Source organism: Reichenbachiella sp. (assembly GCF_965223055.1).
GTDB lineage: Bacteria > Bacteroidota > Bacteroidia > Cytophagales > Cyclobacteriaceae > Reichenbachiella.
This window is the reverse complement of the sequence record NZ_CBDCVM010000003.1, coordinates 429,208-449,210: the sequence shown is the minus strand read 5'-3', so window position 1 is coordinate 449,210 and position 20,003 is coordinate 429,208. Positions and strand designations below refer to the sequence as shown.

The 20,003-nt window shown below is 39.1% G+C and carries 16 protein-coding genes; 6 read left to right on the top strand and 10 right to left on the bottom strand.

Annotated elements, in window-relative coordinates:
- Nucleotides 1-21 precede the first annotated feature (21 nt).
- Entirely contained in the window at nucleotides 22-198 is a 177-nt protein-coding gene (locus tag ACOQO5_RS02465; protein ID WP_420580094.1) for a hypothetical protein, read from the top strand.
- An 86-nt stretch (nucleotides 199-284) separates the two neighbouring features.
- The gene (locus ACOQO5_RS02460) at nucleotides 285-1,193 is read left to right on the top strand and encodes a DMT family transporter (RefSeq protein ID WP_420580093.1); all 909 of its coding nucleotides are present in this window, start codon (nucleotides 285-287) and stop codon (nucleotides 1,191-1,193) included.
- 126 nt (nucleotides 1,194-1,319) lie between these two features.
- Here ACOQO5_RS02460 and ACOQO5_RS02455 read toward each other — a convergent pair whose 3' ends face one another.
- From ACOQO5_RS02455 to ACOQO5_RS02435, 5 genes are all read right to left on the bottom strand, one after another.
- Entirely contained in the window at nucleotides 1,320-1,892 is a 573-nt protein-coding gene (locus ACOQO5_RS02455; RefSeq protein ID WP_420580092.1) for a hypothetical protein, read from the bottom strand.
- 252 nt (nucleotides 1,893-2,144) lie between these two features.
- Nucleotides 2,145-2,846, bottom strand: a complete 702-nt coding sequence (locus tag ACOQO5_RS02450; protein WP_420580091.1) for a hypothetical protein — start codon at nucleotides 2,844-2,846, stop codon at nucleotides 2,145-2,147.
- A 122-nt stretch (nucleotides 2,847-2,968) separates the two neighbouring features.
- On the bottom strand, nucleotides 2,969-3,796 hold the full coding sequence (locus tag ACOQO5_RS02445) for a helix-turn-helix domain-containing protein (RefSeq protein ID WP_420580090.1): 828 nt from the start codon (nucleotides 3,794-3,796) through the stop codon (nucleotides 2,969-2,971).
- A gap of 22 nt (nucleotides 3,797-3,818) precedes the next feature.
- On the bottom strand, nucleotides 3,819-7,187 hold the full coding sequence (locus ACOQO5_RS02440) for a methylmalonyl-CoA mutase family protein (protein ID WP_420580089.1): 3,369 nt from the start codon (nucleotides 7,185-7,187) through the stop codon (nucleotides 3,819-3,821).
- Between the two features lie 177 nt (nucleotides 7,188-7,364).
- On the bottom strand, nucleotides 7,365-8,540 hold the full coding sequence (locus ACOQO5_RS02435; RefSeq protein WP_420580088.1) for an aspartyl protease family protein: 1,176 nt from the start codon (nucleotides 8,538-8,540) through the stop codon (nucleotides 7,365-7,367).
- A gap of 257 nt (nucleotides 8,541-8,797) precedes the next feature.
- Between ACOQO5_RS02435 and hemB the strand changes: the two genes are divergently transcribed.
- Nucleotides 8,798-9,769 (top strand): porphobilinogen synthase, encoded by a 972-nt coding sequence (gene hemB, locus ACOQO5_RS02430; protein WP_420580087.1) that lies wholly within the window; start codon nucleotides 8,798-8,800, stop codon nucleotides 9,767-9,769.
- A gap of 322 nt (nucleotides 9,770-10,091) precedes the next feature.
- On the opposite strand, the gene ACOQO5_RS02425 is transcribed toward hemB, so the two are convergent.
- The 3 genes from ACOQO5_RS02425 to ACOQO5_RS02415 all read right to left on the bottom strand — a co-directional run bounded on the left by ACOQO5_RS02425 (nucleotide 10,092) and on the right by ACOQO5_RS02415 (nucleotide 13,015).
- Nucleotides 10,092-10,310 (bottom strand): hypothetical protein, encoded by a 219-nt coding sequence (locus ACOQO5_RS02425; RefSeq protein WP_420580086.1) that lies wholly within the window; start codon nucleotides 10,308-10,310, stop codon nucleotides 10,092-10,094.
- A gap of 85 nt (nucleotides 10,311-10,395) precedes the next feature.
- Nucleotides 10,396-11,310 (bottom strand): bile acid:sodium symporter family protein, encoded by a 915-nt coding sequence (locus tag ACOQO5_RS02420; RefSeq protein WP_420580085.1) that lies wholly within the window; start codon nucleotides 11,308-11,310, stop codon nucleotides 10,396-10,398.
- Between the two features lie 46 nt (nucleotides 11,311-11,356).
- On the bottom strand, nucleotides 11,357-13,015 hold the full coding sequence (locus ACOQO5_RS02415) for a S41 family peptidase (protein ID WP_420580084.1): 1,659 nt from the start codon (nucleotides 13,013-13,015) through the stop codon (nucleotides 11,357-11,359).
- Nucleotides 13,016-13,212: 197 nt separating this feature from the next.
- On the opposite strand from ACOQO5_RS02415, the gene ACOQO5_RS02410 reads away from it, so the two are divergent.
- From ACOQO5_RS02410 to ACOQO5_RS02400, 3 genes are read left to right on the top strand one after another with little or no spacing between them, the layout of a single operon-like run.
- The gene (locus ACOQO5_RS02410) at nucleotides 13,213-13,905 is read left to right on the top strand and encodes a hypothetical protein (protein WP_420580083.1); all 693 of its coding nucleotides are present in this window, start codon (nucleotides 13,213-13,215) and stop codon (nucleotides 13,903-13,905) included.
- A gap of 30 nt (nucleotides 13,906-13,935) precedes the next feature.
- The gene (locus tag ACOQO5_RS02405; RefSeq protein ID WP_420580082.1) at nucleotides 13,936-16,044 is read left to right on the top strand and encodes a hypothetical protein; all 2,109 of its coding nucleotides are present in this window, start codon (nucleotides 13,936-13,938) and stop codon (nucleotides 16,042-16,044) included.
- Nucleotides 16,045-16,060: 16 nt separating this feature from the next.
- Nucleotides 16,061-18,169: a PDC sensor domain-containing protein gene (locus ACOQO5_RS02400; protein WP_420580081.1), complete on the top strand. Its 2,109-nt coding sequence runs from the start codon at nucleotides 16,061-16,063 to the stop codon at nucleotides 18,167-18,169.
- 6 nt (nucleotides 18,170-18,175) lie between these two features.
- On the opposite strand, the gene ACOQO5_RS02395 is transcribed toward ACOQO5_RS02400, so the two are convergent.
- Both ACOQO5_RS02395 and ACOQO5_RS02390 read right to left on the bottom strand, forming a co-directional pair.
- Nucleotides 18,176-19,012: an ion transporter gene (locus tag ACOQO5_RS02395; protein ID WP_420580080.1), complete on the bottom strand. Its 837-nt coding sequence runs from the start codon at nucleotides 19,010-19,012 to the stop codon at nucleotides 18,176-18,178.
- A 74-nt stretch (nucleotides 19,013-19,086) separates the two neighbouring features.
- Nucleotides 19,087-19,890, bottom strand: a complete 804-nt coding sequence (locus tag ACOQO5_RS02390; protein WP_420580079.1) for a transporter substrate-binding domain-containing protein — start codon at nucleotides 19,888-19,890, stop codon at nucleotides 19,087-19,089.
- Nucleotides 19,891-20,003: the final 113 nt, after the last annotated feature.

Here is a 20,003-nt window from a genome sequence, read left to right as displayed (position 1 = left end):
CAAACTTTAAACATAATCGATATGGAAACACCAGCACTACATTTGAAAATTGCGAAGCTGAATGGACATGGGTGCATTCAGATCGAGCAACCAGAGAAACTACAAAAGCGAACTACGGCTACGAGTGAATTCGACTTGGTAGAATATCTCAAAGAAGTAAAGACTCCTCATGTAGGACTCATGTCTTTCATCAAATAGCCAACGAAAGTCTCGTTGGTGCTATCGCCAACGGGATGTCATACGGTTGGCGATAGCCATACTTTTACCAACAAATCAACACACTGATGAAACTAAAAAATCTACTCTCACTCTTATTTTTGGCTACCCTTTGGGGGCCTTCTTTTTTGTTTATCAAAATTGCTGTGGTCGAAATTTCACCAATTACCCTTGCTGCATTAAGGATTGGTTTGGCGGCTGTACTGCTTCATATTTGGCTTTTGATCAAGGGTTATGAGTTCAATCGGTCCTGGACATTTTGGAAACACGTGACCATAGCCGGTTTCTTTGCTCATGCCGTACCATTTGCTTTGATCAATTGGGGGGAACAATACATCGATAGTTCTATTGCTTCTATTCTAAATGGACTGACACCTTTGGCTACAGTGCTGATTGCCAATTTTGCTATTGCAGACGAACGCATGACTATAGAACGAATTGTTGGAACGACTCTGGGCTTTATTGGCTTGTTGGTACTGGTGTCGCCAGAGCTGGTATCTGGAGTAGATGCTTCGGTATTAGGGATTGTAGCTGTGGCTGTGGCAGCCGTATCCTATGGTGTTGCACTGGTTTATTCAAGATTGCACCTGATGAATGAAAAACCACTCTATGCGCCGAGCTCACAACTTCTAGTTACGTCCATCTACTTGATCCCATTTGCCTTAATGGTTGAAGGCCCCGTCGCCTGGACTACACTTTCGTGGGAGTCTATTGGATCACTAGTCATATTGGGAACCCTGGGAACAGCTTTAGCTTTCGTGATTTATTATAAAATATTAGCGAGCGCAAGTGCATCTTATTTGTCTCTGGTGACCTACTTAATGCCCATTTATGGTGTGGCTTTAGGTGTAATATTCTTAGATGAAATATTAGCCGTAGAGGCCATTATAGGGGCGGCACTAATTCTCGTTGGAATAATGATAGCCAACAAGACTATAAGCATTCCTTTAGGCAGGAAAGCAATTAAAGTGACTTAATTAAGTTTCATAACCCTGACAAAGCAATGCTTTCGTCAGCCACAGGATAATCACCACAGGTGATTTAGGTTTATCTTAGTTTGGTATAGATAGGCAGCCGACTAGTCGAGTCGGCTGCTGTTTTATTTAGAATTGTGACAGCGCTTCGTTGTACAGAAATAAAAGTTCCTTTTCGGCAGAAATAAAATCCTCAAATATGGGTGTCCATCCTTTTTTATAGTCCTGACTAAATGCCCTGGCCTCTTCTTCACTCACGTCAACGCCTACAATGTAAAATGGGCTAAGGACATTCACATGAGACATAATGTTACTTGCCTCCTTATTGGTTTGCTGAAGATTTTCTTGCGCTTCATAAATTTCTGCTAGCTTGCTGTATAACTCATATGGTATATGCTGGCTGATTGAATTTTCCTGGGCAATTTGCCAGGCAAAATTTTTGACCCTTGATGCTTTAAGTCTCAAAACAACCTTTGATGGATCCGTGTATAGAGTATCACGTATGCCCTCATGATAAGCTAGTTTTTCAGCAACCTCTTCAGTGTTTTCTTCAATTTCAAGGCGAATACCTTCAAGAAAATGTCGGGCACGTTCTTCTTCTACCTTGCCGTTGTAATAGGTGTTGAGCCCAAAGGCCAGAAGAATCCCTAGCACGACTGTAAAAAATTCGATCAGGTGATTGGTCCATTTGATGTTGCTCATTGTGTGTATGACTTTTTGGTATTGAAAAATAGTGAAGTTTGATGAACAAAAGGAATGTAGGTTCGATCGGAATTGTAAAAATGAAAATGAGGCTGTCTCAAAAGCAAAAAACCCCCAAGAAGTGTCGCATTGAGGCTCTCGAAATGTCTGGCTACGAGAAAGCAGCAAGGCTTCGAGAACCTCAGCCTGACAGTACACCACGCTATTGAGACAGCCTAATCAGTTGTGATTATAAAATGCTGCATGCTTTGGTTATGACCAACTAGCTGTGTCCACAATGCTTCCGCTACTGTCGTATGAGGTGTAAGTACCTGCTCCGCTAGCATCCCATTCAAATACTTGCTTCGCTCCAGTATCGGTTTCATCATAGTAAACCACAGAGCCACTGCCGGTATTTTGATCGCTGACAAGTTTATAAACGAGTACATTGTTGTATTCAATACTCATGGTAAGTTCATCATTAGAAACAGACCAGCTGACCACATAGGAAACACCTGAAGTCAGTTCCATAGTGCCAGATGAACCATCTTTTTTCTGTTCAAGTGCGAGAACTTGATCCAGCGTCGTTGATTGTTGATAGTACACATCCAGATAATATTTGGTTTCATCTTCACAGGCTTGATAGGCCACTGTGCTTCCACCAGCCGAATATTCATAATATGAACAAGTGCCTATGCCACCCGGCAGTGATGACGTTGCCGGTGATGCGTTTTCTATGTCTGTGAAAAAGGAAGCTCCAATGGAAGCAAATGACGTGGCGCTTATGACCATAGCATTAGCTGCCTGCGCATAAGGGTCGCTCGAAGAAGACATAGCCGAAGGAATTGTTGGCTCCAGGAGAACCATGGGGTTTTCTATAGCTACGTTGTCGTCGTTTCCGTCTTCGTCTTCACTACATCCGGTGAAGGGTAAAATGGCAATTAAATACAGGAAAATTAAAAAGGATTGTTTCATGATTAAGTTTTAATCTATTATGTAGTTAAAAATAAACCACCTTTCTCTCAAGCCTTTAGGCAAAACTAGTTATTGGGTTAAATCTCCCAGTGGTAAAAAACGGACATTATTAAAATAATAGATTAATTAGCCCAAATCGAAGAGGCTTCAGACGAGCGATTGTTTCTAAAACCAAAGAGATTTAGCCCAAGGTAGTGCTTAAATGTTTTCGCCATGTGCTGAACATCGTAGAAGCCAAACTGATGAGCAATCTCATGTACTGGCTTTTGAGGATTGACCTTGGCTATGGCATAGGCTTGGTTAACTCGCACAATATTGATGTAGTTTTTTGGTGACGTGCCTACAAATTCTTTGCAGAGGCGGTTGAGGGTTTTTTCTGAGACACACATCTTGTCCGCCAATTCACCTACTTGATAATTACATGATGGTACGATGGAGGCTAGGTAAGCATGGCTGATATTTTGATTGAAATCAATCGATTTGAAATGAGGTCTCAGGTAATCCAGTAATAGTGAAAGTTTATTTTCTACTTTTTTCACTTCATTAATGGCTTCTATTACTTCTTGCTCATCCATGGACAAGAAGTTGTTGATAGCAAATGTTTTTCCTCTAAAACCATAGGGGGATTCACCAAACAAGCTCAAAAATCCATGAGATGTCAGGTCTATACCTATTGATTCAATGGGATCCTTAAAATGCAAAACCGCTCTGGACTCCTTCATGGTCCCATTAATGGAAATAAGCGGTGAGTTGGTTTCATCTATTCCTACTCTTTCGATGCGTACCTTCCCCTTGAGCAGAACTACAAAAAATGGAAATGGTCTCGGCAGATAGGGCTCTTCTAACTGCTCCACACCTACATGGGAATACCACATCTTATTGATGTAGGGCTCCAAATCTGGTGGTAGGTTAGCTTCTTGGTATCGGAATAGGCTGTTGGAATCTCTCATAAGAGAGGCAATTTGCAAAAAATCACATATTTCTCCTATACTGACCGCCTACTTCAAACAGTGCATTCGTAATCTGTCCTAGAGAACAATGTTTCACACATTCCATCAAGGCCTCAAAAATGTTTTCATTGTGTACCGCAGTTTCCTGCAATTTCTTCAATGCATCGGCAGCTTCCTCAGTGCTAAACTCGTGCAAATTCTGGAGCATTTCAATTTGATACTCTTTCTCATCAGTTGTTGCTCGAATGACTTCCTGAGGAATAACAGTTGGCGAGCCTTTAGAAGATAAGAATGTATTCACACCAATAATCGGGAACTCACCGGTATGCTTCAAAGTCTCGTAGTACAAGCTTTCTTCTTGAATCTTACTGCGCTGATACATGGTCTCCATGGCACCCAATACGCCGCCTCTTTCAGTGATTCTATCGAATTCTGCCAATACCGCTTCTTCTACCAAATCAGTCAGTTCTTCTATGATAAATGAGCCCTGAATTGGGTTCTCATTTTTAGCCAACCCCAGCTCTCTATTGATGATCAACTGGATGGCCATGGCACGTCTCACGGATTCTTCTGTAGGAGTAGTGATCGCCTCATCGTATGCGTTGGTATGCAACGAATTGCAGTTGTCATAGATGGCATATAGCGCTTGTAAAGTGGTCCTGATATCGTTGAAGTCTATCTCCTGAGCGTGAAGGGATCTTCCACTGGTTTGGATGTGATACTTCAACATCTGCGATCGGCTATCAGCCCCATATTTCAGTTTCATGGCTTTCGCCCAAATTCTCCTGGCCACACGTCCGATTACTGCATATTCTGGGTCGATGCCGTTCGAGAAGAAGAAAGATAAGTTTGGTGCGAATTTGTTGATGTCCATGCCACGAGACACATAGTATTCAACAAATGTGAATCCATTAGAAAGCGTCAGAGCCAATTGAGTAATTGGATTGGCACCAGCCTCAGCAATGTGATAACCCGAAATAGAAACCGAATAGAAGTTTCTAACATTCTGATCGATGAAGTACTGCTGTACATCACCCATCACTCGCAGAGAAAATTCTGTAGAGAAAATACAAGTATTCTGCGCTTGATCTTCCTTCAAAATGTCGGCCTGTACCGTTCCTCTTACTTTGGCCAGTGTCTCCGTTTTTATTTTGTTGTAAACGTCAGCATCCAAGACTTGATCTCCTGTTACGCCAAGGAGCATTAGGCCTAAGCCATCATTTCCTTCAGGCAAATCGCCATTATATCTTGGGCGCTTTTCTGCTCTGCCTTTATAAATGGCTGCAATTTTCTTTTCTACTTCTTTTTCTAATCCATTTTCTTGGATGTACAACTCGCACTGCTGGTCAATAGCGGCATTCATGAAGAAGGCTGCAATGGTCGCTGCAGGACCATTGATAGTCATGGACACCGAAGTGGTCGGTGCCGAAAGATTGAAGCCTGAGTATAACTTTTTGGCATCGTCCAGGCAGCAAATGTTTACCCCTGAGTTTCCGATTTTACCATAAATATCCGGACGGTGATCTGGATCTTCACCATAGAGTGTTACTGAGTCAAAGGCAGTAGAAAGTCTGGCAGCAGGGAGCCCTTTGGATACATAATGGAACCTTCTATTTGTTCTTTCAGGCCCGCCTTCGCCGGCAAACATTCTAGTAGGATCTTCGCCTTGTCTTTTGAAAGGGAATACGCCTGCGGTATACGGAAATTCACCCGGCACATTTTCCTGTAGATTCCATTTCAAAACGTCTCCCCAGCCTTCATATTTTGGCAAGGATACCTTTGGAATTTTCGTGTGGGATAGAGACTCCGTCTTGGTTTGCACTTTGATGTCTTTGCCTCTTACCTGATAGACAAACTCTTCTGAATTGTAATTGTCTACTTTGGCTTGCCATTCGTCAAGGATTTGCTGGTTTCTTGGGTCGAAATCAAGTGAAGTCTCTTTATAGAGCTCCTTTAGTTTTTTATTGAGTTCTTCATCCTGTGACAAACGCATGGTTTTGTCAATTCCATAAAGATTTTGTGCGATTTCTCTTTGCTTCTCTACCCACTGATCGTACTCTCTGATACTATCTGAAATTTCAGAAAGGTATCGAGTTCTTTTAGGAGGAATGATAAATACCTTCTCCGACATTTCTTCAGATGCCTGAAAAGAAGATTTTAAATCGGCGCCAGTTTTCTCCGCCACGGAGTCCATGATCACTCTGTAGAGTTTGTTCATGCCTGGGTCATTGAACTGAGACGCTATGGTTCCAAAAACTGGTAGGTCATCTACGTTAGCATCGAAGAGCTGATGGTTTCGTTGATATTGTTTTTTTACATCACGGAGGGCGTCAAGCGCTCCTCTTTTGTCGAATTTGTTGAGCGCGATGATGTCTGCGAAGTCCAACATGTCGATTTTTTCCAGCTGAGTAGCTGCTCCATATTCAGGAGTCATTACATAAAGTGAGAGATCAGAATGCTCGATAATTTCAGTGTCAGATTGGCCAATGCCACTGGTTTCAAGAATCACTAAATCATAACCCGCTGTTTTCACCACATTTACAGCTTCTTGCACATATTTTGAAAGTGCCAGGTTCGATTGTCTGGTCGCAAGTGATCTCATGTAGACTCTTGAATTGTTGATCGCATTCATCCGAATACGGTCACCAAGTAAGGCTCCTCCAGTTTTTCTTTTTGAGGGATCTACAGAAATAATGGCAATTTTTTTGTCTTCGAAATCAATGAGGAATCTCCTAACCAGTTCATCTACGAGAGAAGATTTTCCTGCACCTCCTGTACCAGTAATTCCTAAAACCGGGGTTTTCGAGGTTTCAGACTTTTGATCAATATCTTTTAGCAAATCAGCGGATTGCTCGGGAAAGTTTTCAGCCGCCGAAATAATTCGGGCTATTGATTTGGCATCTTGTTCATTTACTTGTTTGAATTCACCATTTAAGTTTTCTCCAATAGCAAAGTCACTGGATTTGACCATATCATTAATCATGCCTTGTAGTCCCATGGCACGACCATCGTCTGGAGAATAGATTCTTGAAATCCCATATTGATGCAATTCATCAATTTCAGTAGGCAGAATGGTTCCACCACCGCCACCGAAAATTTTGATATGTCCACTTCCATTTTCCTTGAGTAGATCGTACATGTACTTAAAATACTCGACATGTCCACCTTGATACGAAGTAATGGCTATGGCTTGTGCATCCTCTTGAATGGCACAATTCACAATTTCATTTACAGATCGATTATGCCCAAGGTGAATCACTTCTACTCCCGTAGATTGGATGATTCTTCGCATAATATTGATCGCTGCATCATGGCCATCAAATAGCGAAGCTGCAGTAACGATACGAATGTGATTTTTGGGTTGATATGGAGCGATTTTGTCTTGGGTCATACCTGTGAATTTTTAAGACCGCAAAACTAACTAATAAATTATTTTTCGCTGATTGAATTATAAAAAGGAGTCTTGCTAAAAAGCCATTTAACTATTGAATAGCCTGAATTATTAGGTCTATTTGTTGAAAAACAGAATTTCTGAAACGAGAATTTTCGCTAAAACTGACAAAGGGATCTAAATGTATCTTTCAAGCTTAAATGAAGTTTTTTGAACCTCACCGTCTCTTACATACTTTATAACAATTTTTTTACCTGGTTTATTTCTAAGTAAAGTAGAGAAATCGGAAAATTTTAAACTTTCCAGAGAATAACCATTAATAGATTCAATTTGATCACCTTGACGAATCCCTGCTCGGTATGCTGGCGAGTCATCACGTACGTGATTGACTTTTAGTTCATTTAACTGTTCTCCATAGGCAGCTATATTCATTCCGCTCATATCATGCTCGAATCCCTGATGATACATTTTGCTCTTTCTCAAATAAAGGTAGCCTCCAAAATAGTCGAACGCTACATTGAACCTGCTTAGTAATTCCCCTCCTACGGTGCCATTTCTACTGCCTCTTTTTATGGCTTCTCCATAATCACCACTAACAGGAAAGGAAGCAATAGGTTCTTCAAATTCAAATTTCCCCATTTTTATGGAAGTCATTCGGCCGAGATATCCTTTAATATTTCCCCCAAGTCCTCGTCCAATCACAGAGGTAATGTTCTGTTTTGGAATTAATGAATCGTCTTCAGGATTGTCCAGCAAAACCGCGTGACTAGCTCCCGAATCAACCATCAAGTGCATACGACGTCCTTCATTTTCATTTTTCATTATGGTCAATTCAATATATGGTTTTGTATTGACCACCTTCATAGGAATTCTTTTATAGGATCTTTTTGCTCGAAATTTCTTCGGTTCGTGTAGCACTAAATAGTTTTCATCATAATTAATTTCGACAATGAATCGACTAAAAATATCATACCCGATCACTCCGAATACATCTGTCCCCAAATTATTTCTAAGCTTTAAATAATCTTCTTCAAGTACTAGGAGCGCTTGATTTATTCCAGAGTCTATACCTCCGGGCAGACTGAGCGTTATTTGCTGAGCGACTTTGGCTTTTATAGAATCTGCAGAACCAGGACCTTGAATGGTAATATTTCGAGTGTAGTTTAGATTAAGGTAATCCCCGAACATTTTCTCGGTGAGAATTGGATATTGAACTCCTGTATCTAAAATAAATTTAAGGGTTAAAGAATGATTGATCGTGACCGGAATTACCATAAGGTTGTTGTACCGCTCGAAAGGAATGATGACCTTGTGGACATCTGGTGGCATATCAAATCCTATCTGTTGGGACATACCTAACCTTCCTATAAAAAGTAAGAAAAATAATAAGCAGTATGTTCTAAATTGTTTCATATCTCTCGCCTCAGTGTCTGAGTATTTAACAATTCGGGACAGAAGAATCCCTTACAGAAACTAATAATTTACAATAAAAAACGTCAAATAGCTATACAAGCGGCAGATAATTATGATGAATGTCAAATTCTTACTGCATAGAAAATGATTAGGCTACGGGTTTCCTGTCATCTTTTTACATTTGCAAAAAAAGCCCTATGCTAAGACGACCGAGAAGAAATAGAAAAACTGCAGCGATTAGAAGTATGGTAGAAGAGAATAAGCTCTCTACTTCGGATTTTATGTATCCGATGTTTTTGCTGGAGGGTAATTCCAAATCAATTGAGGTGGAATCGATGCCCGGTATACATAGGCTGTCTGTTGACTTGATGCTGAAGGAAATAGAGACTTGTATGAATCTCGGAATTAGGTCTTTTGATATTTTTCCTGTAGTAGATGAAAAGTATAAGGATAAACTGGCAACTCAGAGCCACAACCCCGATTTTTTCTACTTAATGGCTCTTGATGAAATCAAAAGTAAATTTCCCGAGGCATGCATAATGACGGATGTAGCAATGGATCCATATAGTACGGATGGACATGATGGGATCGTGGATGAAGATGGCAATATACTCAATGATGAATCGCTGGAAATATTGGGGGCTATGGCTCTGGCTCAAGCAGAAACGGGAATAGATATTATAGGCCCATCGGACATGATGGATGGGAGAGTTGAATACATTAGAGATATTTTGGACGACAATGGTTTTGAGGATACTTCAATTATGTCTTATACCGCGAAGTATGCCAGTGCTTTTTATGGACCTTTTCGAGATGCTCTGGATTCTGCACCTAAGTCTGGCGATAAGAAAACTTATCAGATGAACCCTGCTAATTTGCGTGAAGCTATCATAGAAGCGGAGTTGGACGAAGAAGAAGGTGCTGATTTTCTTATGGTCAAACCTGCTTTGGCTTATTTGGATGTGATAAAGCTTTTGAGAGATAATTTTGATCTTCCAGTTACTGCCTATAACGTTTCTGGTGAATATGCTATGATTAAAGCTGCGGCACAAAAAGGTTGGCTAGATAATGATGCTACTATGATGGAGGCCCTACTGAGTATGAAACGAGCTGGAGCTAAAGTAATATTGACCTATTTTGCTAAGGAAGCTGCTCAGTTGATGAAATAAAAAACACCTTCCCAAAATCTGAGAAAGTGTTTCAAAATTCCAATTCATACGACCTATTCCGAATCTTTCCAATAGCTAATTAATTCGGACCTTGCGGTAATTTCTTGAGTTTAAAAGAAAACCCAAGTTCTACTAACGAACTTGGATTCTCATAAACTGCGCTTTCTTGATACAAGTATATCAAGCAATTCCTTATATAAATTTTATATTCGACAGATAGGTAATCAGACTCGATCACTTCCTATGAAAAAACGGTGATTCGATCAAAGGAAGATTAGCTTCGATCAATGAGCGCATTTGAGAGACAAGAAATTCTAAGGGTCTAAATAAACTCCATAACGCCAGATTTGCTCATTGAGTTGAGAAATCTAAGCCTGGATATCAGCTTATTTCTGAAGTCTACCGTGAGGTTAGAGAATCGGTCTAAAATGACAAAATTGTGAGACTGGTTACTATTTCTAATAACGTCTATGTATTGTTCTTTGTCTCCGAACTGATACTCTTTTTCAGCAGGATTGTACCAAATAAACTCAGTCTTCATTCTAGTCGGGATAGTAGAATTAGTAAATGGAATATTCCAAAAATACAAAAAACAAGGAATTATAAAAAATGGTGTAAAAGTAAAATTATTGGGGCATTGCCAGTGATGGGCGTGAGGACCATTGCCATGAAATGAGAGCTCCTGAAATCAAGTGCCAGACCCCCCACCAGGCGGCTATTATGGCCATGCCTCCCAATCCATTGAAATACTCAAAGATGATAACCAGAGCAAGACCAGAATTTTGAATTCCTGTTTCAATTGTTATACTCCTTGTATCAGCTTGCCCTAGATTAAAAATTTTAGATAATGAAAAGCCTGTGGTTAAGGCTAGAGCATTATGAATCAGAACTAGAAACAGAAAATTCAGGATGTAATTGACGAAGTGGTCAAAATTTGACGATAGTGCACCAACCACGAATCCAGCAAAAATTAAAATAGAAAGGCGCTTTATTGGTTTAGCTATTCTTATTGTGGTTTTTGGAAATTTTTTACTGACATACATGCCTAGCGATAGCGGAATAACAAGTATAAAAACAACCGTTACGATCACATCTAGCAGGTCAAGTTCTACTGCTTGTAAAATTGCAGCGGTTGGTCCGTATTGATTGGCCCAAAACATAAAATTTAGTGGCGTAGCCAAAAATGCAATGGAAGAGGTAATGGCCGTAAGGCTTACTGATAAAGCTATATTGCCATTAGAGAGGCTCGCGTAAAAATTAGAGACATTTCCACCGGGACATGCTGCAACCAACATCATGCCCAAAGCCATACTGGGCGATGGTTCTAGAAAGTACACTAAAACAAAAGTGAGCAGCGGAAGAAGAATAAGCTGAGATGTTAATCCAACGAATATAGCTTTTGGCGATTTTAATAAATATTTAAAGTCCTCTATTTTAAGATCAAGTGCTACCCCGAACATGATGAGAGCAATGCATGCATTCAGCAAAAGCAAAGATTCTTTATTGAAAGAGAGGACAACATGATCCAGGTTTTCGTACATAAGAGTCGGAATGAAAGCGTAATATATTAGATCACGATGAGATAATCTAACCGGCGAGTTTTGCAGTGTAAGCTTCAGAGTCAGCTAAAACACGGAGTGCCTCCTTTATTTCTTTGTCTTTGTTGAGAGCTGCTTCTACCAGACCAGAGGTGTAATAATACCTTAATATGATTTGCCTTTCTAGCATGGACTTGATCTCTGATTCAAAAGCTGTGAGTCCGTTAGATTTTATTTTTTCAACAGAGGCAGTTATGTCTTCAATTTCAGTGATCAACTTGTTATAAACATCATCTTCTGTCGCAGCTTGCTTCAATACTTCCAAAGTGTTTTCTACTTGAGAAGGATTGTCAAAACTTTTGGATTCCATCCATTCGACAAAATCTAAATACTCTTCATCAGACAACTTAAAATTTTGCGGAGAGTCTATGCTATCATGATCAAAATAATACTTGGTTGCGTAGTCGAAAATCAAGCCACTTTCTGATAAGTTTTTGGCGTATGATGAGGAAGTAACTTCTTCGATGAAGATATCAGGATCTATTCCATCTCCATCGTATACTACTCTATTGTTTGTAGTCCGAAATTCGGTTTTCAATGAATCAGCCATTTTAGTAGCACTACCATCTGCTTTCCTCTTGGCATAGTCTAATGCTTGAATACACCTGCCACTTGGAATGTAGTATTTTGCCGTTGTCACTTTTAGCTGTGAATTAAATGACAATTTTCTTGACACCTGAACAAGGCCTTTGCCATATGATTTTTGTCCTATTACTACTCCACGATCATAATCTTGTAATACACCCGAAACAATTTCGGAAGCCGAAGCACTTCCATTGTTAATAATCACAGCAATAGGGATGTTTAAATCTAATGGTTCTGCGTTAGCCTCGTAGGAGTGACTTTGTGCCTCTATTTTTCCTTTTGTATCAACAATTTTGGAACCCTTGGGAACAAACAAATTGCAGATATCCACAGCTTCATTTAAAAGTCCGCCTGGATTTTCTCTTAAGTCAATAATAAGGCTTGTAGCCCCATCCTCCTTCAGTTCAAGAACGGTTTTTTTAACATCTTCAGCGGCGTCTCTAGTGAATTCACTCAATCTTAAATAGCCAGTAGAATTTTCAAGGACAGTACTATAACTGATGTTTGGAATTATAATTTTCTCTCTTTTTGTAAGAAAACTAAGTGCTTCCTTATCATTTCTCAAAATGTCAACTTTTATATCTGAGCCGGATTGGCCTTTCATTAATTTGCCTGCTTGCTCGTCGGATAAATTGGCCAATGGAACGCCATCCACTGCAGTGATTACATCGCCTATTTTTATACCTGCCTTCATAGCAGGAGAATTCTCATATAGGTTCAATACCACATGCTTTTCATTGATTTTGTTGGATTGAATTCCCAGTCCTCCATATTCTCCAGTAGCATTAGTTCTGAAATCTTCAATATCATCTTCTGGAATATAGACAGTATATGGGTCTAATTTTTCAAGCATGGCATCTATGCTTGTCCTGATTAATTGATTAGGGTTTACATCATCCACATAATATTTATTCACTTCGGAATAAAGTGAGGCGAAAATTTCAAGGTTCTTCGCCATTTCAAAATGTTTGTCTTCTGAGGAAAACGCAAAGATTCCAAGCAGTAGTGTAGGTACTGCCAGTCCCAGCGCTATAACATTTTTTACCTTACCCTTCAACTTCATATATTTATCTAAACGAGAAAATGAAAATTTGTTGCCAATGGAATTACCAAATGGTAATTTTCAAGAATTGGTCATTCAAAAATAAGAATTAATTGGGTAAGCAGCTTTTATAACGATGGATTTGAATTATTTCTATAATAGATAATAAAGAAGCAGATAAGTTTTAAATTAATGGATTCGTACAAATTACTCAAACCATGGCTAGTATCTTCTTTAGATCTAAACTCTTACTTTTTTCCTTTGGGCTATTGCTCGTAACTCAGCATACAATAGCTCAAGAGTCAATATCCACAGAAAGACCAACACTTTCTATCGGGCCTTGGGTATTGCCAGAAAATAGTTTTCAATGGGAACAAGGAGCTCAATATTCTGATATTAAAGGCAACGAATGGGCGTATGATGCTTTTATTAGGGCTTCTATTTCGAAGTCTACTGAAATTAGGTTTTTGATTCCTACATTAGAAAGTAGAGAAGTAATTGCTGGGTTGAAGTGGATGATGATTAAACCACAAGATGGAAAGTTGGGTGTTGGATTTACGATGGATGTGGGTATAGAGAATGATGTGTTAAATCTAATTGGTTATCGAGCTTCATTTGAAAAAGGACTCACCGATAACCTGACGGGTTACTTTAATGTTGGATATACATCAGGAGGATATTTTGGTGATCTCACTTTAGCCTATGCAATTGGTAATAAGGTGACTGTGACAGGTGAATACTGGCATCATGAAGATTGGAAGCAATTGCACACTTCTTTTATTTACCTCATTAACTCTGAAACACAAATTGATTTGAATGGTGGATACTTATTGGATGCTGGAAATGATTATACTTTCGGTTTGGGTATTTCCAGAAGATTCAAATACAACGGATCAAGAAACGATGGTTAATGTATTTCTTTGGGCAACCGACTGGGTTTCATGATTAATTTTCGTAACAAAACTTTTATTGTCATCACTCTAGTGCTAGTAGCACTTACTGCTTTTTTCATATATGATTTGATGAGCTATATGAATGAGAGAGGAGAGAATAGCATTGAAGCAGGGAATGAATCATTGCAAAAAGCGCATAGTCAAGTTGAAGACATCCTGAATGGTGTAATTGAAGAAGGAGCCAAGTTAAAAGAGATTGTCGAAAACCAGAACTTGACAGCAGAAGAAGTACGGAGTCTAGTTGAAAAAAGTAGCAGGGATTTGTTTTACCTCCAGGCAGTGGCTATTGCCTATGAACCGTATGAGTTTGACTCTACGAGAGCGTTTTTCGCTCCTTTTTATGACAAACATCAAGGTAGAGTTATTCAGCTTGAGGAAAAGTATAATTACACTGCAGATACGGTTTCAACAAATATTTGGTATTATGGCCCTCTCCAAAACGAAGGACCAGAGTGGAGCGATCCTTTCTTTGGTACAGCAGCAAAAGTTTTAGTAGCGGATTATGGACTGCCGTTTTACCTTGAAGGGTCTAAGAAGCCCTCTGGTGTCATATCTCTTATTATGGATCTCAAAAAGCTCGGGGCAAAAATGGATTCTCTGGCAATTGGTTCGACTGGTACGGCTATGATTTTTTCCGAAAGTGGCCACGTTGTTGCTCATCCCATTTCCGAATACATACTAGATGTAGATTTACAATCTATAGCTGAGGAATTGGGCTTGGCAGATATGGTGGATATCATGCTACTGACTAAGGAAGGTTATACAGACTACACTAGTTATTTGGGAAGGACGGTTTATGCCTTCTATGCTGAAATTCCTCATGTGCAATGGAAAACCCTTGTGGTTTTCAATTCTGAGGATTTGCTTGGGCCTGCGGAAAAGCTGCATTTCAAATTGATTAGGATTTGTCATGGTTTGTCAGGTATAGTTTTCATGATTTTTCTTTTTATTATCAACCCTAAAGCGAGTATCAACCGAAAGCTTTGGTCCATTTCTGTGTATCTCTCGATCATTATTGTGGTTAATATCATGGTGATGTGGTATCTCAATCTCAATTTTAACAATTCTCGTAGTACAAGCAACGAAATCTTCATAGACAACCGAACCAGCTTAGCCGCTTTTATAAACAACGAGAACCTAAAAGTATCACAACTGGGCTTGCAAAAGTTTATTCCGGTCGCTACAGGTATTTTTGTAGAAGAATTTGAGTTTAGAGACTCTTACAATGTGATTATTAGAGGAGAAGTCTGGCAAAAATGGCCCAAACATTTAGCAAGATTTTATGACGCGGGGATCCGTTTTCCTCAAGAAGCTTTAGCAGGGAGAACATTAATTACAAAGATTTCAGAAAAAGAAGACAAGAATTTTGTAACTCATACCTGGACGGTAAAGGTAATGCTCAAAATGCCGTTTGACTATTCAAAATATCCGTTTGATGTTCGAGATGTAAAAATCGAAATTATGTATCCGGATGTGGAATCGGGTATTTTACTTGTTCCAGATGTAGATGGCTACTCAGACATTCTCCCGTATAGCTCTCCAGGAATCAATAAGGATATTTACTTAAATGATTCGCAACTGTTGTCCACTCAATTTTCATTCAATTTGGTGAATTTCCATGATCGTTTTGGAAACAAAAAGTTCAATGGATTGAGTCAATTTCCAATCATGAAATATTCGATAAATCTCAAGCGAAGATTGTTGAACGTGATGGTTATGAATATTATTCCAATTTTGGTAGTCGCTTCGATGATATTTCTGATTTTTTATAGTCTCACTAAGGATGAAGATGATAAGTCAGGTGTGAGTATGATGGGAGCAGTGCAAAGTTCGGCCGGATTCTTCTTTGTACTTCTTGTAGCTCACATAGGCCTCCGAAGACGTTTGAGTACACCTTCACTAACTTATATAGAAAGCTTTTACCTTACCATGTATGTTATTTTGGCCTTATTGGCGATTAATGTGGTTGCATTCACTAAGAGCAAAACTCAATCCGGATTGCTTCACTATGAAGACAACCTGATTGTAAAAATTTCTTATTGGCCAGTACTTTTATTTTGTTGGATGATGATTACACTATTAGTATTTTATAACTAGATGATTGCTCAATTACATGATTTATATTAGAAGCAAGACATATATTCTTTTAACAATAGCACTCACTTTGGTCAGTTCATATTTTATCTATGAGTACATGGATTATATGAACAGTCGTGAAAAAGAAAGCGTGCGTTTGGGTCAGGAGTCTTTAGATCTTGTTCAAGAAGAGATTATTTCCATTTTAGATGAAATTATCGCCGAAGGAGAAAGAGTAAAAGATATAGTAGAGTCTCAAAATCTGTCTCAGGAGGAGACAATAGAGTTGGTGGAAAGTACAAGTAGAGACCTCTATTACCTTCAGGGGGTTACTGTGGCCTATGAGCCAGTAGTGGTCGAAGATACATTTGAACTTTTTTCACCCTATTATGATAAGCGTCAAGGTAGAGTGATCCAGCTAGAAGAAAAATATGATTATACTTCGGATACCATTGCGACCAACGAGTGGTATCTAGGGCCCTTGAAAGAAAATGGACCTTATTGGACAGACCCCTATTTCGGAACGGGTGCAAAGTTGTTGGTAGCAGATTACGGTATACCATTTTATTTGGATGACGAATCTCAGCCTTCTGGTGTCATTTCCCTGACTTTGGATCTAAAAAAAATGGGAGCAAAAATGGATTCTCTAGCCGTAGGTCAGACCGGAACGATCATGGTTTTTTCAGAAGCCGGAAACCTCGTTGCCCATCCCATATCGGAATACATACTTGACTTGTCATTGCCCACAATGGCTGAAGTGCTTGGATTTGAAGATTTTGTTGATGTCATTTCTTTGACTAAAAGTGGAAATATGAGCTATAGTAGATATTCCGGAAAACAGTCCTATATCTTCTATGCAGAAATTCCTAATGTGAACTGGAAAACCATCGTGATTTTCAATTCTTCAGATCTACTGGGAGGAGCAAGGCTTGTTCAATTTAAATTGGTGCGGATTTGTTTGAGCGTATCAGGAGTTGTTTTTTTATTGTTATTGCTGCTGATCAAAAAAAATACCTCCACAAGAAGGAAGCTCTGGTCCATTTCTATTTACCTCTCTGTCGTGATTGTCGGGAACATTGTTGTGATGTGGTATCTCAACCTCAATTATGATGACGCACAAGGGAATGATGCCGAAGTTTTTATTGATAGTAGAACGAGCCTTGGTGCATTTATAAACAGCGAAAATCAAAAAGTATTCAAGCTGGGCTTACAAAAATTCATACCAGTAGCTACTGGTATTTTTGTAGAAGAATTTGAGTTTAGAGATTCTTATAATGTCATTATTCGGGGAGAAGTGTGGCAAAAGTGGCCCAAACAGCTTGCAAGATTTTATGATGCCGGATTGAGGTTTCCACAGGAAGCTCTAGCTGGGCGTACTTTGATCACTAAAATTTCAGAAAAAGAAGACAAGAATTATATAACACATACATGGTCAGTAAAGGTGATGTTGAAAATGCCTTTTGACTACTCAAAATACCCATTCGATGTCCGAGATGTGAAAATCGAAATCATGTATCCCGATGTAGATTCTGGGATACTCTTGGTGCCAGATGTGGATGGTTACTCTGATATATTGCCATATAGTACGCCAGGTATCAACCAAGACATTTATTTAAATGACTCAGAACTGCTATCCACGCAGTTTTCATTTGATTTGGTCAATTTTCATGATCGTTTTGGTCACCAGAAATTTAGTGGTCTAAATGAATTTCCGATAATGAAATTCTCCATCAACCTAAAACGTAGATTGTTAAACGTTCTAGTCATGAATATCATACCTATTCTTGTGGTCGCTTCCATGATCTTCCTCATATTTTATAGCAATACGAAGGACAAAAATGATAAGTCTGGCGTAAGCATGATGGGCGCTGTACAGAGTTGTGCCGGATTCTTTTTTGTGCTTCTGGTAGCACACATAGACCTTAGAAGGCGTTTGAATACACCATCCCTTACTTACATAGAGAGTTTTTATTTAACCATGTATGTGATTATGGCATTGCTTGCCATCAATGTAGTAGCTTTTATCAAGAGTAAGAATGAGAAACGGTTTTTACACTATCAAGACAATCTGTTGGTTAAAATTTCTTACTGGCCAGTTTTACTTTTCACCTGGATGGCAATAACTCTTCTCGTTTTCTATACTTAATGTGAACTAGGATTCTGACTTCCGACGAAATCCAGCACCACAATTTAAGCAAAACCTCGAGTGATTGGGCAGGTCTTCTTCCCCACAATTTGAGCAAGTGATCGTCCCAATTTTCTTGGCATCTGCCATCATTTGGCTAGTCACAATTCCAGTGGGGACAGCAATGATTGCATATCCGAGGATCATCAATACCGAAGCAGCAGTCTGGCCAAAAATGGTCTGAGGTGCAATGTCACCATATCCTACTGTAGTAATTGTCACAATAGCCCAATAGATGCTTTTAGGAATGCTAGTAAAACCATTTTCGCCACCTTCAATCAAATACATCATGGTGCCAGCTATCACAACTATACACACTACGGTTCCCATAAACACGACAATTTTGTGTCTGCTACTCCAAAGCGCAGTACCTAGTTGCTGTGCTCCACCCATAAAGTGTGTGAGCTTTAAGATTCTGAACACACGAATCAATCTAAAAGATCGAATCACAGATAAAGAGTGGGTACCGACGAAAAAGAAACTGAGATAAGTAGGAATCAGAGAGAGTAAATCTACAATGCCCATAAAACTGGTGACATATTTTAAAGGCCTTGGGGAAGATAATATTCGAGCAATGTATTCGACGGAAAAGAGAAAAGTAAAGCCCCATTCTATCATTCTAAGTTCTTTGCCGTAGTGAGCCTCTATGTCATTGACACTTTCCAGCATGACAACCAAAACACTAGCAACAATTGCTACAAGCAAAGCCAAGTCAAAAATTCGACCCGCAGTGGTATGATAGCCGAAGATGACCTCATGAATTTTTTGCTGCCATTTTTTCATGTTAGAAAATTCTTGATCCATTAGAAGCGATGTTAGACTAAAAAGGCGATAACCATGCACATGGTTATCGCCTTAAAAATAATCAATCTCTTAGTTTATTCTACTTCTAGCATCCACATCCCATCTTCCAACCATTTAGCAGATAGTACATCAAATACTTCAGCTAATTCTAAAGAATTCATGTAGTTCTGAACAAGGTTAAGAAACAATGGATCATTTTTGGGAATTGCAGCACCTATTGGCTCGATAGTGATAGGTTGGTCTAAGGCTACCATCCCTTCGCTTCTATATTTCATGGCAGAAATAACACAGAATGGGTAGTCTGCAATTAATGCATTGACCAAGTCTTTCCTCACGAGGTTGATCCCTTCGTCATAATTATCAACCTTGGTGACTTCTACATTATCAAGGAATGTTTCAACGAAGGATTGACTTGTAGAACCTTCAAGGACTGCCACGCTTATTCTGGAACCTTCATTTAATTGTTTTGTACTTTGAGTTTGTGCTAATACATTGGATTTTGTCAATATAGATTTTCCTGATACCATATAAGGTCCTACAAATGCTACTTTCAGATTTCTTTCAGGGGTGATTGTCATACCTGACATAACTATATCAACTTTGCCTCCATCTAAAGCTTCTATCAAACCATTGAAAGGAAGTTGAACAAGTTGTAGCTTCACACCCATAGATTGGGCAAGTAATTCAGCCATGTCTACTTCATAGCCTATGATTTTACCTGACTTGTTTTTCATGGAAAATGGTGGTTGATCAGCTGTAAGGCCCACTCTTAATTCACCGTTTTTTATTATTTTTTTCAGTGTTTTTTGAGCAGTGGCGTTTGATATTACTATAACCACTACCAATAACAGGGTCATTCCTTTTTTGAATAGATTCATCTTCATTGATTTTTAAATTAAAGGATGAAGTTAAACTAGACCATATTATATTTTTAATAATTGGTCTTGAAATTTATAATAATTTAAAATTAGCCGGCACTAACGAAAAGTAC